Genomic DNA, 14,749 nt, shown 5'->3' with positions numbered 1-14,749 from the left:
CTACATTTTCTACGCTAAAATCATGTGGAACTATTTTGTTGTGTTAAATGTGTTACTGTTTGTTACGTATCTCTATTACTCTGATGTTGTACAAATGTGACAACCTGATGATACGCATTCACTATTTGTAAGTTTACCTCGCACATATAAATCTAGGTGAATCTTGTACTTCTAACAACTTTTTTACCTGTTTACTTTTACGCGATGCTTCTTCGAGATCTCCTTTCCGATAAATTCATCCCTTCCTTACACTCATAATATAGCATGCAATGTAATCGTTTACAAGTGATTTGCTTTAGTTTTTTGTACCTTTATTTCGAGTAGACCAATTTTATCGTAGCTTGCCGGTATCTAAAGGGTTTCAGAAGGGAAAACTGTGAAATAAAAGGTCTGTTGAAAAACTGCTGTGGAAAGTGGAGAGGAAAAAAGAGCAAGCAGCAGAAAATGGGCGGATAAACAATCATCAAATAGGAATAATTTGTGAAAAAATGGCAGATGCTTTGTAATAATAAAAAATATCATGTTATAGTAGAAAGGAAAAGGCAGCACTGGAATAATATAAGGAGGTATGTGCATGGAGTATTATAAAAAAACAATCCATGAAACAGAAGAGTTGATTTCTTCACAAATTGAAGTAGGATTATCGGCAATTGAGGCCAACAAACGCTTAGAAAAAAATGGCCCCAATCGCTTCGATGAGGAGAAGAAGGAGCCTTTAGCCAAAAAGGTTCTCCACAGCTTGACGGACTTTACCACTATCGTTTTATTGGTGGCAGCGGCCATCTCCTTTTATACTGCAGTCGCTACAGATCACGGTGATTATTTTGAAGGGCTGTTGATTATTGCAATCGTGATTATCAATTCGGTCTTAGCTATTGTTCAAGAAGGCAATGCTGAAAAAGCGCTCTCCGCTTTACAAGATATGAATAAGCAGACGGCGCTGGTGATTCGTGATGGCAAGCAAATAGAAGTCGATGCCGAAAAGCTGGTGGTGGGAGATCTGCTGGTTTTGGAAAACGGGTCGATGGTTACAGCCGATGCTCGGCTAACGCAAACTTCGCAAATGCGTGTTGAGGAGTCCGCGTTAACTGGGGAAAGTGAGCCGGTAGAAAAAGCGGCCGATTTTGTAGCCGACCAAAAGCTGCCTCTTGGGGATCAGGCAAACATGATCTTTAAAGGTTGCACGGTAGTTAACGGGCGTGGACGCGGTATTATAACTGCGACTGGGATGCAGACTGAGATGGGGAAGATTGCCGGATTATTGGGAGAAGGCGGTAGTCAAACTACACCATTACAAAAGCGCTTGGATCAACTGGGCAAGCGCATCAGCATTTTAGCTTTGGCAGCCGCAGCGGTGGTCTTTTTGCTAGGATATCTGCAAAATGAAGATATTTTGGAAATGTTTTTAACTTCAGTTTCCTTGGCGGTTGCTGCGGTGCCGGAAACCTTGACGGTGATTGTGACTTTGACATTGGCTTACGGCGTCCAGAAGATGGCCAAAAAGAATGCCATCATCCGACGTTTGCCAGCTGTTGAAACACTGGGGACGGCCAGTGTCATTTGTTCTGATAAGACAGGAACCTTGACTCAAAATAAGATGCGGGTACGGCGGGTCTGGACTCACGGAGACGTGGTGACAGATGTGGAAGACCAAATGACAGATGAAGCAATGGAAGTCCTGAAAATCGCGACATTGTGTACAGATGTGTTAGTGGATATTAACGAAGATGGAGAAAATGACTACAGCGGCAACCCTACAGAGGTGGCGATTGTACGAGCTTTTGAAGAAAATTACCATACTAAAAAAGAACTGGATGAGGAATATGTCCGTATCGGGGAATTACCTTTTGATTCCCAGCGTAAGATGATGACTACCCTCCATAAAAAAGGGAAAAAATACCTCTCTGTCACTAAGGGAGCTTTCGATGTATTGTTACCTCGCTTTCGTTTTGGAGATGTTGATCAGGCGGCAATCGTCAATGATCGTTTTGGTAAAAAAGCGCTGCGGGTTATCGCTGTCGGCTATCGCGTCTTTGATGAAGAACCCAGTGAGATGACTTCGGAGTTTTTAGAAAAAGACTTGCAGCTAATGGGTCTGATTGGAATGATTGATCCGCCACGACCGGAAAGTAAGGGCGCTATCGCGAAAGCCAAAAAAGCCGGTATCAAAACAGTAATGATTACCGGCGATCACGTCGTTACCGCCAGTGCCATCGCGAAAGAACTGGGGATTTTAAGCAATAAAAAGCAGGCCATCAGCGGCACCCAACTGCAGCAATTGACAGACGAGGAGTTAGATGGCAAAGTCAAAGATCTGCGAGTTTACGCTCGAGTGACCCCAGAAGATAAGATTCGCATCGTCAAAGCTTGGCAGCGAACAGGAGCAGTAGTAGCTATGACAGGAGACGGCGTCAATGATGCGCCGGCTTTGAATGCCAGCGATGTTGGGTGTGCTATGGGAATTACCGGGACGGATGTCGCCAAGGGTGCGGCGGATATTATTTTGACAGATGATAATTTTGCGACTATCGTGGATGCTGTCGCTCAAGGTCGAACGGTTTATCAAAACATTCGCAAGGCAATCAATTTTCTACTGAGTTGCAATGTCTCAGAAATCTTTATTGTTTTGATTGCCATGTTACTAGGCTGGGGAGCGCCATTCACGGCTGTCCAGCTGCTATTTGTCAATGTCGTGGCAGATGGACTTCCGGGCTTTGCCCTTGGTCGCGAGCCGGCAGAAGCAGGAATTATGGATCAGGAGCCAATTCCTTCAAATGAAGGCGTCTTTGCTAGAGGTCTGTGGCAGAAAATTGCTATTAATGCAACGAGCTTCACAGTTGTCGCCTTGTTTGGTTATTATATCGGTCGTTTTGTCGATAGCATCAGCCACTGGGTGCCTGCTTCTCCAGAAGTTGGACAAACGGTTGCTTTTCTAGTTTTGGCCTACTCGTCTATTTTACACGTCTTTAATGTCCGTAGTAGCCGCTCGATTTTCCAAGTAAAACTTGCCAGCAACAAGTCATTGTTTGAGATGGCAGTGCTGGCGGTAGTGATTACGACGGCAATCGCCTTGATTCCAACGACACAAGCCTTATTCAATCTGGTACACATCAGCCTGAATCATTGGATGCTGGTTGGAATCTTGTCCATTGTACCGATTTTCGTTAATGAGATGATTAAATTTCATTTTTCTGCAGATGAAGAAGAACCAAAAGAAGCGTAATAATCAAAAAGGATGGCGACAATCGTTGAATCATCCTCTAGAGTACACCTCATCAAACGTGAGCTAATAAAAGACAAGCCTCTTCCACCGTTTTTAGGGAAAGTGGCTTGTCTTTTCGTTAGTTATCACTGGAAAGGAGTGATGGGACAGCTTAATAACTATCTGCTTCGTTAGGCAGAGCATTGTAAAAGGCTGCCATTGTCGCTTTGTAATAGGGAATGAACCATAGCATACCGATAACAGTGATGCTGGCTAAAATGCCCCAACCGATAAAGCTTAGCTGCAAGACGAAGAGTTTCCATTTGTAGCCTTTCATCAAGTTGCGACTAGCCGTGATGCATTCCAACGCACCGGGTTTTTCACCAGTTCCTTCATAAATATCGTAGTAAACAAAATAGCTTTGAGAATAAGCAAATGATTTGATTACACCAGGAATGATAAAGAGGAGGGTCCATAGATAGCTGAAAATCGAGATCAACAGCATCGTTGCGATTAATCCCCAGATATAAGGGGAACGGAAACAGCGAAAGGCATCGATAACTTGATAAGGTTCATTTTTGCGGCCTCGGATAGCATCAAGAAACGTAAAATTCGTTCCAGAATCCAGCACTACCTGAAGTAGCCCAGCTAACAGTGAGATCAAAAATGTCTTGCCAAACTGTGCCGAAAGTGCCAAGACAAAGGCAGTATCAAGAGTATCGCTTTGAACGACAGAGTCCAGATAGTCAGAAGATAGCAGCGTACCCACCGTCACGGGGACGGTTAATATCATAATGATTGCGATGATGATCAGACCGGGTACCAGCGTCATTAGAATTGCGCCGCCCCAACGTCCAGCCAAGGCATTTTTAGCTTCTTGTTTCAATTCTTTTCGAGATTTTAATTGGTCATTCATAAAGTTTTCCCTCCCTAACACATTGCTGGCGACTGTTTGTAAGTCGCTAGATTGAGTATAGCAAATCCCAGTGCTTTTGACACTTGTATCGGAATTCGAATAACCTTAGTGATGATCCTTCTAAAAAAACAAGCACGCAGACTGTTGGAAATCAATTTCATATTTAAGACTGGGTTAGTCAAAGAAAACGAAAAGAGCCTGACAGGAAACACCTGCCAGGCTTTTTTAACGAAGTCAATCTAAGATGACTTCGTTGGGAAGATTGTTGTAGAAGGCGGCTTTTGTAGCTGAGATATATGGATTCAGCCACAGGTAGCCTAAGAAGAAAGGAATGGCTGCCAAGATGTACCAACCAATGAAACTTAGATCCAGTAAAAATAGTTCCATCTTGTGACCATCCATCAGCTTGCGACTGTAGGTGATACAGTCTAAAGCACGGGGCTGTTGGCCAGTTCGTTCCACGATATCATAATAGACATAGGTGGCTTGTGAGTAAGAATAGTATTTGACAAACATTGGAATCACAAGTAAAAGGGCCCACAGGCTTAGGAAGATTGCTGATAACAAAGTGATCAATAAGATACCTACAAAGAATTTGCCAGAAAAGGCTCGCAAGGCATTAGGCAAAGGTTCAATATCGTTGCGTTGCCCCCGCAAGAGTTCCAGATAGGTCCAATTAATCCCACTGGCAAATAATGCACCGATAATAGATCCGACGAGGCTACCACCGCTACTGCCAGTATTGCCGGATTGATCGGAAAGCGCATCACCCATTTGATTAGCAAAATTAGGCCAATCAAATTTTGAGGCAACGATAAAAACAGGAATTAATAATATCAGCAAGACGGCAATCTGAATAAGTGTCGGAATTAAGTTAAGTAGTACAGCTTTGCTCCAACGTCCAGCCAAAATAGATTTGGCTTCGTTTTTCAGTTCAGCTCTGGTTTTCATATGATTTGCTCCTTTCTAGTTTAAGTTAATTAATGTATGGACAAATATCTCCATACTGTATTATCAGTATAGCAGATTTGTCGAAAATTCCTGTTGCCGGGGCTTGAATGATAAATATTCATGAAAACTCGCGAAAATGCCAGCTTTCACAGGATTTATTAAGAAAACTTTTGTGCTATTTACTTTTTGTCAGTGAATCAGTATGATAGGTGAGTTGAAGAGCACTCACCGACAACAGTGTGGTCTGTTCGGTGGAAGACATATATGAAAGTAGGGTAAAAAATGCCGCAACCAGCCATTTCTTATCGTTTGATAAAAAAAGAAAAACATACCGGAGCACGTTTGGGAGAAATCATTACGCCTCATGGAACATTCCCGACACCGATGTTCATGCCGGTAGGAACGCTGGCAACAGTGAAGACTATGTCGCCGGAAGAACTTAAGGAGATGGGAGCAGGGATCATTCTCAGCAACACCTATCATCTGTGGTTGCGACCAGGAGAAGATCTGGTTGCCGAAGCCGGTGGACTGCACAAGTTCATGAACTGGGACCAGCCAATTTTAACCGATTCTGGCGGTTTCCAGGTCTTCTCGTTGGCAGACATGCGCAACATTGAAGAAGAGGGTGTCCACTTTAAAAATCACTTGAATGGTGCACCGTTGTTCTTGTCTCCGGAAAAGGCTATCGACATTCAAAATAAATTAGGCTCGGATATTATGATGAGCTTTGATGAGTGCCCGCCCTTTGATGAAAGCTACGACTATGTTAAAAAGTCAGTTGAGCGTACCAGTCGTTGGGCAGAACGAGGCTTGAAAGCTCACGCTAATCCGGATCGTCAAGGATTGTTTGGCATCATCCAGGGGGCAGGTTTCGAAGATCTTCGTAAACAAAGTGCCCGGGACTTAGTAGGCATGGATTTTCCTGGGTATTCTATCGGTGGGTTATCCGTAGGTGAGCCAAAATCCGAAATGAATCGGGTCTTGGAATTTACTACGCCGTTGATTCCAGAAAACAAACCCCGCTATCTGATGGGTGTAGGGGCAGCGGATTCATTGATTGACGGTGTCATTCGCGGTGTCGATATGTTCGACTGCGTATTGCCAACACGAATTGCTAGAAACGGGACCTGTATGACTTCACAAGGACGTTTAGTAGTAAAAAATGCGAAGTATGCCCATGATTTCCGGCCAATTGATGAAAAATGCGACTGCTATACTTGCCGTAATTACAGCCGCGCCTATATTCGTCATCTGATTAAATGTGATGAAACCTTTGGAATCCGTTTGACTTCTTATCATAACTTGTACTTTTTGTTGAATTTGATGAAGCAAGTGCGTCAAGCAATTATGGATGATAATCTTTTGGAATTCCGCCAAGCCTTCTTTGAAGAATACGGATTCAATAAAGAAAACGCCAAAAGTTTCTAAACTTCACACAAAAATCATAGTGAAAATGGCGAATCTTTGTTATAGTGTTTTTTGTACACTACAGCGGGAACCGGTTTCTTTAATACGGTTGGCTGTACTATGTAAACAATCAAAATTGAGGTGAAATATTTTATGGAATTACTGATCCCTATCGTCTTAGTGGGTGTGATGTGGTTTTTCATGTCACGTTCAACTAAGAAACAACAACAGGAACGTCAAAACACATTGAACGCAATGAAAGCCGGTGATGACGTGATTACGATTGGCGGACTGCACGGCGTGTTGTCAGAAGTCAACGACAAAACAGTTGTCTTGGACTGCGAAGGCATCTACCTGGAATTTGAGAAATCCGCTGTCAAAACAGTTAAACCCGGAACAACTGCTGTAACGGACACTGTTCAAACAGAAATCGTACCTGAAGCAACTGTTGAAAAGACAGAAGCTGCAGAAGAAGATATCACCGAAAACGACAAAGACTAATCCTGCCTTGTGCAGGATTTTTCTTTTAACTTTTAACTTTTAACTTTGAAGAGGAGTGTACAGATGCGACTGACAGACAGGTGGTATTTCGGCGGTGTTTTGAAGCGGAAAGCTATTGAATTCCACAAATCAGGCTATCCCCAAGTAACAACAGAAGAACTGTGGGCATACTGTCAGGAGTATCTCTGGCCAAAAAGACAAGCACTAACTCACAAGACGCAAAAAAGACTGCTGGCATTGATCACACCCCATGATTTTTTTGATTATCAACAGATTAAGATTCGGACTCATCAAAATAGTTTATCTGAATTAGGAGACCTTTCAGATCTATTTTGAGAAAACATGCGCAATCTTTTATAACGTAAAAAAAGTTAAAAAAAAAGCATTTACGCCGAAAAAGAGGTGTAAATGCTTTCTTTGTTTATCTGACAACCTTTTGAATTCCTTGATATAACGCCAAATTTCTGGTTTTTAAAAAAACTGTGAAAAAGTTCACACAAAACTATTTACAAGTCAGATTCTTTCGTGTATTATTCGGTGTGTGAAATAGTTAACAAAGAAAACACGGTCCACAATATAGGAGGATGACAATGGCTAAGACATTGGAAAAAGACGTAAAGACTGTAGATGTAGATACAGTAATCGACGAACTGGCGGCCAAAGCAAATGCAGCTGCAAAACAAATGGAAAACTTCACGCAAGAGCAAGTTGACCATATTGTTCACGAAATGGCAATGGCTGCGTTAGATCAACACATGCCTTTGGCGAAAATGGCAGTTGAAGAAACTGGTCGTGGAATCTACGAAGACAAAGCAATCAAAAACATGTACGCGTCTGAATATATCTGGAACTCTATCAAGCACGATAAAACAATCGGCGTAATCAACGAAGACAAACAAAAAGGTTTGATCGAAGTTGCTGGCCCTGTCGGTACTGTCTGTGCAGTAGTTCCTACTACTAACCCGACTTCTACCACAATCTTCAAAGCGATGATCTCACTGAAAACAGCAAACTCAGTAATCTTCTCTTTCCACCCATCAGCACAAGCTTGTTCTGTTGAAGCAGCTCGTATCGTTCGCGATGCAGCCATTGCAGCAGGGGCGCCTGAAAACTGTATTCAATGGATTGAAAAAGAAAATGCATCAATTGAAGCGACACAAAAATTGATGAACCACCCAGGTGTGGCAATCGTTTTGGCAACTGGTGGTCCTGGCATGGTAAAATCTGCTTACTCAACTGGTAAACCAGCGTTGGGTGTAGGTGCTGGTAACGTGCCGGCTTATATCGAAAAAACAGCAAAAATCAAACGTGCAGTCAACGACGTAATCGTTTCAAAAACTTTTGACAACGGTATGATTTGTGCTTCTGAACAAGGGGTTATCGTTGACCAAGAAATCTACGATGAAGTAAAAGCAGAATTCGAAGCACACCAATGTTATGTAGTGAAGAAATCTGAACTGCAAAAATTGGAAGATGCGGTAATGAACGAAGGCAAATACGCAGTTAATCCTGCAATCGTTGGTCATCCGGCAGTTGAAATTGCAAAATTGGCAGGCATCAAAGTTCCAGCAGGGACTAAAATGCTGATTGCTGAATTGGAAGGCGTGGGTGCTGATTACCCATTGTCTCGCGAAAAATTGTCTCCAGTCTTGGCAATGATGAAAGCTGAAAACCACGAACACGGTTTTGAATTGGCTCAAGGCATGCTGGAACTGGGCGGTTTGGGACATACAGCAGTAATCCACACAGAAGACGAAGACCTGCAATTGCAATACGGTTTGAAGATGAAAGCTTGTCGTGTATTGGTCAACACTCCTTCAGCTGAAGGTGGTATCGGGAATATCTACAACGAAATGATTCCTTCATTGACACTGGGCTGTGGGTCATACGGCCGCAACTCCGTATCGAAGAACGTATCAGCTATTAACCTGATCAATGTGAAGACTATCGCGAAACGGAGAAATAATATGCAATGGTTCAAATTACCTTCAAAAATTTACTTTGAAAAGAACTCTCTGTTGTACTTGGAAAAAATGGAAAATGTTGAACGGGTAATGATCGTTTGTGACCCGGGCATGGTGCAATTCGGTTATGCGGATACTGTACGTGAAGTTTTGGCTCGCCGCAAAAACGACGTGAAGATTGAAATCTTCTCAGATGTTGAACCAAACCCTTCAACTAACACTGTTTACGCTGGTACAAAAGTTATGGTTGATTTCCAACCAGATACAATCATCGCATTGGGTGGCGGTTCTGCAATGGATGCTGCCAAAGGGATGTGGATGTTCTATGAGCACCCAGATACTTCTTTCTTCGGCGCAAAACAAAAATTCTTGGATATCCGCAAACGGACTTACAAGATTGAAAAAGCAGTGAAAACACAATTTGTATGTATCCCTACAACGTCTGGTACCGGTTCTGAAGTAACACCGTTTGCCGTTATCACTGACAGCGAAACACATGTGAAATACCCATTGGCTGACTACGCCTTGACCCCAGATGTTGCCATCGTGGACCCTCAATTCGTATTGTCAGTACCGGCTTCTGTAACAGCAGACACTGGGATGGACGTCTTGACTCATGCTATCGAATCTTATGTATCTGTTATGGCCTCTGATTACACTCGTGGCCTGAGCCTGCAAGCAATCAAGCTGGTCTTCGACTACTTGGAAAAATCCGTGAAAGTCGGCGACATGGAATCTCGTGAAAAAATGCATAATGCATCAACAATGGCTGGGATGGCCTTTGCCAATGCTTTCTTGGGTATTTGTCACTCTATCGCTCACAAAATCGGTGGGGAATATGGTATCCCTCACGGACGGACCAATGCAATCTTGTTGCCGCATATCATCCGTTACAATGCGAAAGATCCTCAAAAACATGCGATGTTCCCTAAATATGACTTCTTCCGCGCAGACACTGACTACGCTGACATTGCGAAATTCTTGGGTCTGAAAGGTGAAACAACTGAAGAGTTGGTTGAAGCTTTGGCGACTGCTGTCTACGAATTGGGTAAAAAAGTTGGCATCGAAATGAGCATCAAAGCGCAAGGCGTAACGAAAGCAACATTGGATGCAACGGTAGATCGTATGGCTGAATTGGCTTACGAAGACCAATGTACAGGTGCCAATCCAAAAGAACCATTGATCTCTGAATTGAAAGGGATCATCATCGAAGCTTACAACGTGAAAGCGTAAGTTTCCTCTACAAAACTGAAATACGGTACTTCCAACCACCCCGCAGCTTCTTAGCAGCTGTGGGGTGGTTTTTTGCGTGTGACTGAAGAAATCTCGGCCTGAGAGTAAATACAAGTTTTAAAATGTGTGAATTATTATAAAATAGTGAGTTTAAAAATAGGTATTGTTCATTTTATCTGTTAAACTATGCTTGAGAAGCTGTGGAGGTGACGGAAAATGAAGGGCAAATGGCGTTGGCAGACTGGAGAGAGGCTAGCTGTATTTTTTACAGTCATTTTCTCATTATTAGTCCTGCCTTATATCAGTCAGCTGATGGATGCACCAACAGCTGTGGAGCATAAAATCGAAGGGACCCGAGCCCAGATTATGGTGACTAATGAAGCTTTGGCAGTTTTGCAATCTGACGGGGCTCCTGAATATGTCACAGAACGCTTAGAAAACGAGAAGCAACTATTGGAAAATCTGAAAAAGCAGCTGGAACATGGCTGGCATCGCTCAGCTGTGATGGAGGAAGCAGCCCTAGCTCAAAGTCATCTAATTGGACTGCGGACCACAAATCCTCACTCGCCAATGATTCAACAACAAGAGCTAAAAGTTGCGGAATTGGAGTATTTCGTTGAACACACAGGGACAAAGCGGATTGATATTACCTATGCAGATCGCTTGCCGCTGTTGAATTATTTAGCTAATATTTTCAATAAAATTCCTGGTGGCGTGTTCTTCTTAAGCTGTGGCTTGTTTATGGCCAACTGCTTTACCAAGGGACAGTTTAACGGGCAGTGGCGCCAATGGGAAAAACGGCAATTGTCACAGTGGGAGGGGAGTCTTCAGCGACGCCGCTTTAAAATGATCTTGATTTTGTGTTTGACGGTGATCGCCGCCGCATTTATGGCAGTCAGTTTGTTTGTTGTCATCAATGACGGTTTGGGTGCTTGGCAGTATCCACTGTTTTACCGAGACCATCAAGAAAAGATTCAGCAAATGAGTGTGTCAGCCTATCTGGGGCGATCAGGATTGTCGATTGTGATGGGGATTTTCTTTTTAGGGGCAGTTTCCAGTGTGTTGGTGCGCTTTACCCGTAACTTTTTGCTTCAGAGCGTGATCCTTTGTGGGCTTTTGCTACCGTCACTATTTCCGGAACTTCATGGGCTTTTAGATGTTCGCATTGCACAATTTCTGCCCATGAGCTACCTTGATTTGCCAAAGCTGATCCTGATGGAAAATCCGTGGAATAGCTCACTTGTCAGTTGGGAAAAAGGATTATTGGTATTTTTTGTATTGCTGGTTTTATTGCTGTTGTTGGCTAATTTTAAAGATCGACAGGAACAGCTTGTCTTTGCTCCTGCAAAAGAAAAGTTTAATCGTAAAACACTGCAATGAAAATAGCGTAAAAGACCTTTAGCGGTAAAAAATCAGTTTTGAGCAAGTTTAGAGAAATTTTACCCTGTGAAAAGGTTTTCGAAAAAAATGCTGCTGATGTGTTATGATAAGAACAGGAAAATTCAGAATGACCAAAGCAGCCGAAAAATTTATTGAAGACAGCTGTTTGGGTACGTATACAGGAGGTCATATCGTTGTCAGAATTAGCAGAAGCTATAGCGAGTTTGCACCAATCACAGGAAATTTTGAACCGTCTTGCTCGAGGCCTGGAAAAGGACCCGGTCTACGGACAGCTGGAATATCAAGAAAAGATAAATGATCTGCGGGATTATTCCAATGGGTTGTCCGTATGTACTTACTTGGAAGAACCTACGAATATAACGATTTTTGGTGATATCAGTTCGGCAGCGTTATTGCGAGAGCAAGTGGGCTTAATTGGCGCTGTGATTGCCCAGCTGAGTTCTGACGAAGGGAAAAAGACCGCTGCTGAAGCATATGGCTTAAACAATGCCGATATTCGGCGCATCACCATGAGCCTCCAGGGAATGATTGAGTTAAATAACTTATTGCGTCAAGAAGAAGATCTGGTGTTGGATGCTTCCAAAGTGACTGAAGCGCCAACAGCGCCAACGACAGCACCTGCCGAAGAGAAAAAAGGCTTTTTCAAAAAGTTGTTTGGTCGTTAGAACGAATAGAAAATACCCCTCTGCAATGAGCCTGTGCGCTCAAATTACTGAGGGGTCTTTTTTTATTCAGACTAGCTGTTGAAGCATGAAAATGTCCTCAGCGAAGACTGTACTTGCGGATGTCGATGTTGCGGTTGTGGCACCACTGCAATAGATTGCCAGAAAAAGTCACAGGAACATGCCGCAAGTCTTTGAGGTCTTTTTGGCCAGTGAGAGTCATTAACAGACGCAACTGTGCTTTCCACGCTTCGACTTGCTGAATACCCGCTTCAACGCCTTTTTTGCTGACAGTATGGAGAATCGTACCGGAGACTCCGCAAGCTCGGGCACCCAGAACCAGTGACTTATAAATATCATAGGCGTTGCGAATACCACCAGAAGCCAACAAATCGAAAATTTGGGGGACTTCTAAGGCTTCTACCAAAGATTCTGGCGTAGATTGGCCAAAGTCAGTCAGATAATCCAATTCATGTTCGTGGCGACGGGCATTTTCGATGCGAGTGAAGCTGGTGCCGCCACGACCGCTGACGTCAATGGCTGTGACGCCAATATTCACCAACTGTTGGATTGTCTCCCGGGTCATTCCAAAGCCGACTTCTTTCACGATTACCGGGACTTCGATGTGATTGACAATATCCTCTATATTGGTGAGCCAGCCACGAAAGTCCCGATCTCCTTCTGGCATTACCAACTCTTGAGGCACGTTGACGTGGACTTGCAGCGCATTCGCATCAAAGAGAGCCACGGCCCGCTGTGCATCGGGAACGCTGACACCGGCACCGATATTTGCCAGTAGATAGCCATCAGGGTAAGTTTCGCGCACAATCGTGAAGCTGTCGGCAGTGGCGGGGTCCTTTAAAGCAGCGCTGACAGAACCGGTAGCCATCATCAGGTCGCAGGCTTTGGCAACTTCGGCCAGCTTGCGGTTCAACTCGCGGGTTTTTTCGCTGCCACCGGTCATCGCATTAATGTAAAAAGGGGTGCTCAAGGTAGTATCCAAGACGTCGACGGTCAGATCGGTCTCTGCCACCGCCATTTCTGGAAAGCCGGTGTGTAATAGGCGGATCAAATCAAAGTCGTTGGGGCCGTCTTGGTAAAAGGCATTGGCCAAAGCGGCGTGTTGATCTTTGCGGTTCATAAGGCGGGACCTCCAGTCAGAATATTGTCTCACAAGTGAGACAGTGGGCGGGCTAAACGGAAGAAGCTGTCCGTCTTAGCGCCGGTATTGATTTGGGAGCAGTCCTGCTTTGAAACAAGTGCCAACAAATCAAAACTGAGCGGCTTTTTAATTCGACGGTGTGGTTGTGGTAGCCTGGAATTTTAGTATTGTGGATAGCTGTAAACGTGAAGCGGCAGCGGTGTAATTTCAGATGTCTCCCATGCGCTCATCAGAGGAAGAATCCCTGTTTTCTGGTCGACAATCACAATGCCGCAATCGCCGCCACCAGCACCAGAGGATTTGGCAGCTCCTTGGTAATGCTCTGCTAAGTCACACATGGTTTTCAGAGCGGGCGTCTCAATTACAACACCGGTGATCTTTGTCAGTTGGTTCAAAAGCGCCCGATTTTCAGTAATCTTTTCTTTGATCAAGGGCACCTTTTCTTCTTGAAAAGCGCGAATCAAGTCTTCAACACAGGTTCGACTGTCTGTTAGAAACTGCTGATAACGCTCAGCGCGATGTTCTTTTGACTCATGAACACGATCCACCAAATCGCTGGTGGAAGCCGGGCTGCCGGTCCAACCGATTAAAAGCCGCAGATTTTTGGGGACGGTCAAAGGTTTGATCATCAATGCTGGCCAATCCGCTTCCAAGAGGGCCGTCATGGTGAGATGGTCTTGGGCGGTTTTGACCCAGTTGGGATCAAAGGTGGAAAAGGCAATCCAACCACCGTAACAGCTTGCGGCGATATCTCCGCAAGAACCATTGCCCTGGACTTCCAGGTGAGCCAAAGCGGAGAGTTTAAAAATGGTCATGCGGTCCATCTCCAACTGATAAAAAGCATTCAGTGCTTTAACAGTGGCGACAGTCACTGCCCCACTGGAACCCAGACCGTACTTGCGGCCATTGGAGTTATCCAGTTCGCTAGTGACTTTCAAATCATAAAATGACAGGGAACGGCCCTGTTCTTGAGCATATTTTTCGGTTAAATGAATGGCAGCTAAAATGTAGTGGAACGGGTTTTCCCGCACATCCAGCACCAACTGATCATGACGACGCGTCCATTTGATAGGCAGCTCGCTGTATTGTTGGGATTGGATACTGCCACTGCCCGTCGCAGCTTTGACAGTGACTGTGATGAATTGATCCACCGCGACAATCACGGCTGGATGGCCGGGTTCAACGACGGCGTATTCACCAGCAATGAATAATTTTCCCGGTACTGAGATCTCAATCATGAAAAGAACTCCTTAGTTGTGAATTTGGCTGAAGTGAAGAAACCACGAACTGTTCCCAAACTGCGCGGGTTTAATCGAGTGCCCTTTTGATAAATGAAGTGGCAGCAAAGAG

11 protein-coding genes are annotated in these 14,749 nt (G+C 44.1%); 7 read left to right on the top strand and 4 right to left on the bottom strand.

The window, feature by feature from the left end; all coding sequences use genetic code 11:
* Positions 1–574: 574 nt before the first annotated feature.
* Complete coding sequence (locus tag ACOMA8_RS01490) at positions 575–3,223, top strand: cation-translocating P-type ATPase (RefSeq protein ID WP_161898476.1); 2,649 nt, start codon at positions 575–577, stop codon at positions 3,221–3,223.
* 151 nt (positions 3,224–3,374) lie between these two features.
* Here the strand turns inward: ACOMA8_RS01490 and ACOMA8_RS01485 are convergent, their stop codons facing one another.
* A complete protein-coding gene (locus tag ACOMA8_RS01485) occupies positions 3,375–4,118 on the bottom strand; it encodes a DUF975 family protein (protein ID WP_161898475.1) in 744 nt (247 codons plus the stop codon).
* Between the two features lie 234 nt (positions 4,119–4,352).
* Positions 4,353–5,069, bottom strand: a complete 717-nt coding sequence (locus ACOMA8_RS01480; protein WP_161898474.1) for a DUF975 family protein — start codon at positions 5,067–5,069, stop codon at positions 4,353–4,355.
* Positions 5,070–5,351: 282 nt separating this feature from the next.
* Between ACOMA8_RS01480 and tgt the strand changes: the two genes are divergently transcribed.
* The 6 genes from tgt (at position 5,352) to ACOMA8_RS01450 (ending at position 12,240) form a co-directional block, all read left to right on the top strand.
* Positions 5,352–6,497 (top strand): tRNA guanosine(34) transglycosylase Tgt, encoded by a 1,146-nt coding sequence (gene tgt, locus ACOMA8_RS01475; RefSeq protein WP_421367820.1) that lies wholly within the window; start codon positions 5,352–5,354, stop codon positions 6,495–6,497.
* Positions 6,498–6,629: 132 nt separating this feature from the next.
* The gene (gene yajC / locus ACOMA8_RS01470) at positions 6,630–6,977 is read left to right on the top strand and encodes a preprotein translocase subunit YajC (RefSeq protein ID WP_161898472.1); all 348 of its coding nucleotides are present in this window, start codon (positions 6,630–6,632) and stop codon (positions 6,975–6,977) included.
* 63 nt (positions 6,978–7,040) lie between these two features.
* Positions 7,041–7,313: a post-transcriptional regulator gene (locus ACOMA8_RS01465; RefSeq protein ID WP_421367817.1), complete on the top strand. Its 273-nt coding sequence runs from the start codon at positions 7,041–7,043 to the stop codon at positions 7,311–7,313.
* Positions 7,314–7,567: 254 nt separating this feature from the next.
* Complete coding sequence (gene adhE, locus ACOMA8_RS01460) at positions 7,568–10,174, top strand: bifunctional acetaldehyde-CoA/alcohol dehydrogenase (protein WP_161898470.1); 2,607 nt, start codon at positions 7,568–7,570, stop codon at positions 10,172–10,174.
* 216 nt (positions 10,175–10,390) lie between these two features.
* Entirely contained in the window at positions 10,391–11,554 is a 1,164-nt protein-coding gene (locus ACOMA8_RS01455; RefSeq protein ID WP_421367814.1) for a hypothetical protein, read from the top strand.
* Positions 11,555–11,748: 194 nt separating this feature from the next.
* On the top strand, positions 11,749–12,240 hold the full coding sequence (locus tag ACOMA8_RS01450) for a hypothetical protein (RefSeq protein ID WP_421367811.1): 492 nt from the start codon (positions 11,749–11,751) through the stop codon (positions 12,238–12,240).
* A 97-nt stretch (positions 12,241–12,337) separates the two neighbouring features.
* Here ACOMA8_RS01450 and fni read toward each other — a convergent pair whose 3' ends face one another.
* Positions 12,338–13,378 (bottom strand): type 2 isopentenyl-diphosphate Delta-isomerase, encoded by a 1,041-nt coding sequence (gene fni, locus ACOMA8_RS01445; protein ID WP_421367809.1) that lies wholly within the window; start codon positions 13,376–13,378, stop codon positions 12,338–12,340.
* A 182-nt stretch (positions 13,379–13,560) separates the two neighbouring features.
* Entirely contained in the window at positions 13,561–14,637 is a 1,077-nt protein-coding gene (locus ACOMA8_RS01440; protein ID WP_161898045.1) for a phosphomevalonate kinase, read from the bottom strand.
* Positions 14,638–14,749 lie beyond the last annotated feature (112 nt).

This window comes from Enterococcus infantis (assembly GCF_049166715.1).
Lineage (GTDB): Bacteria > Bacillota > Bacilli > Lactobacillales > Enterococcaceae > Enterococcus_C > Enterococcus_C leclercqii.
The sequence above is the reverse complement of the archived record's forward strand: the minus strand, read 5'-3'. Positions and strand labels throughout refer to the sequence as shown.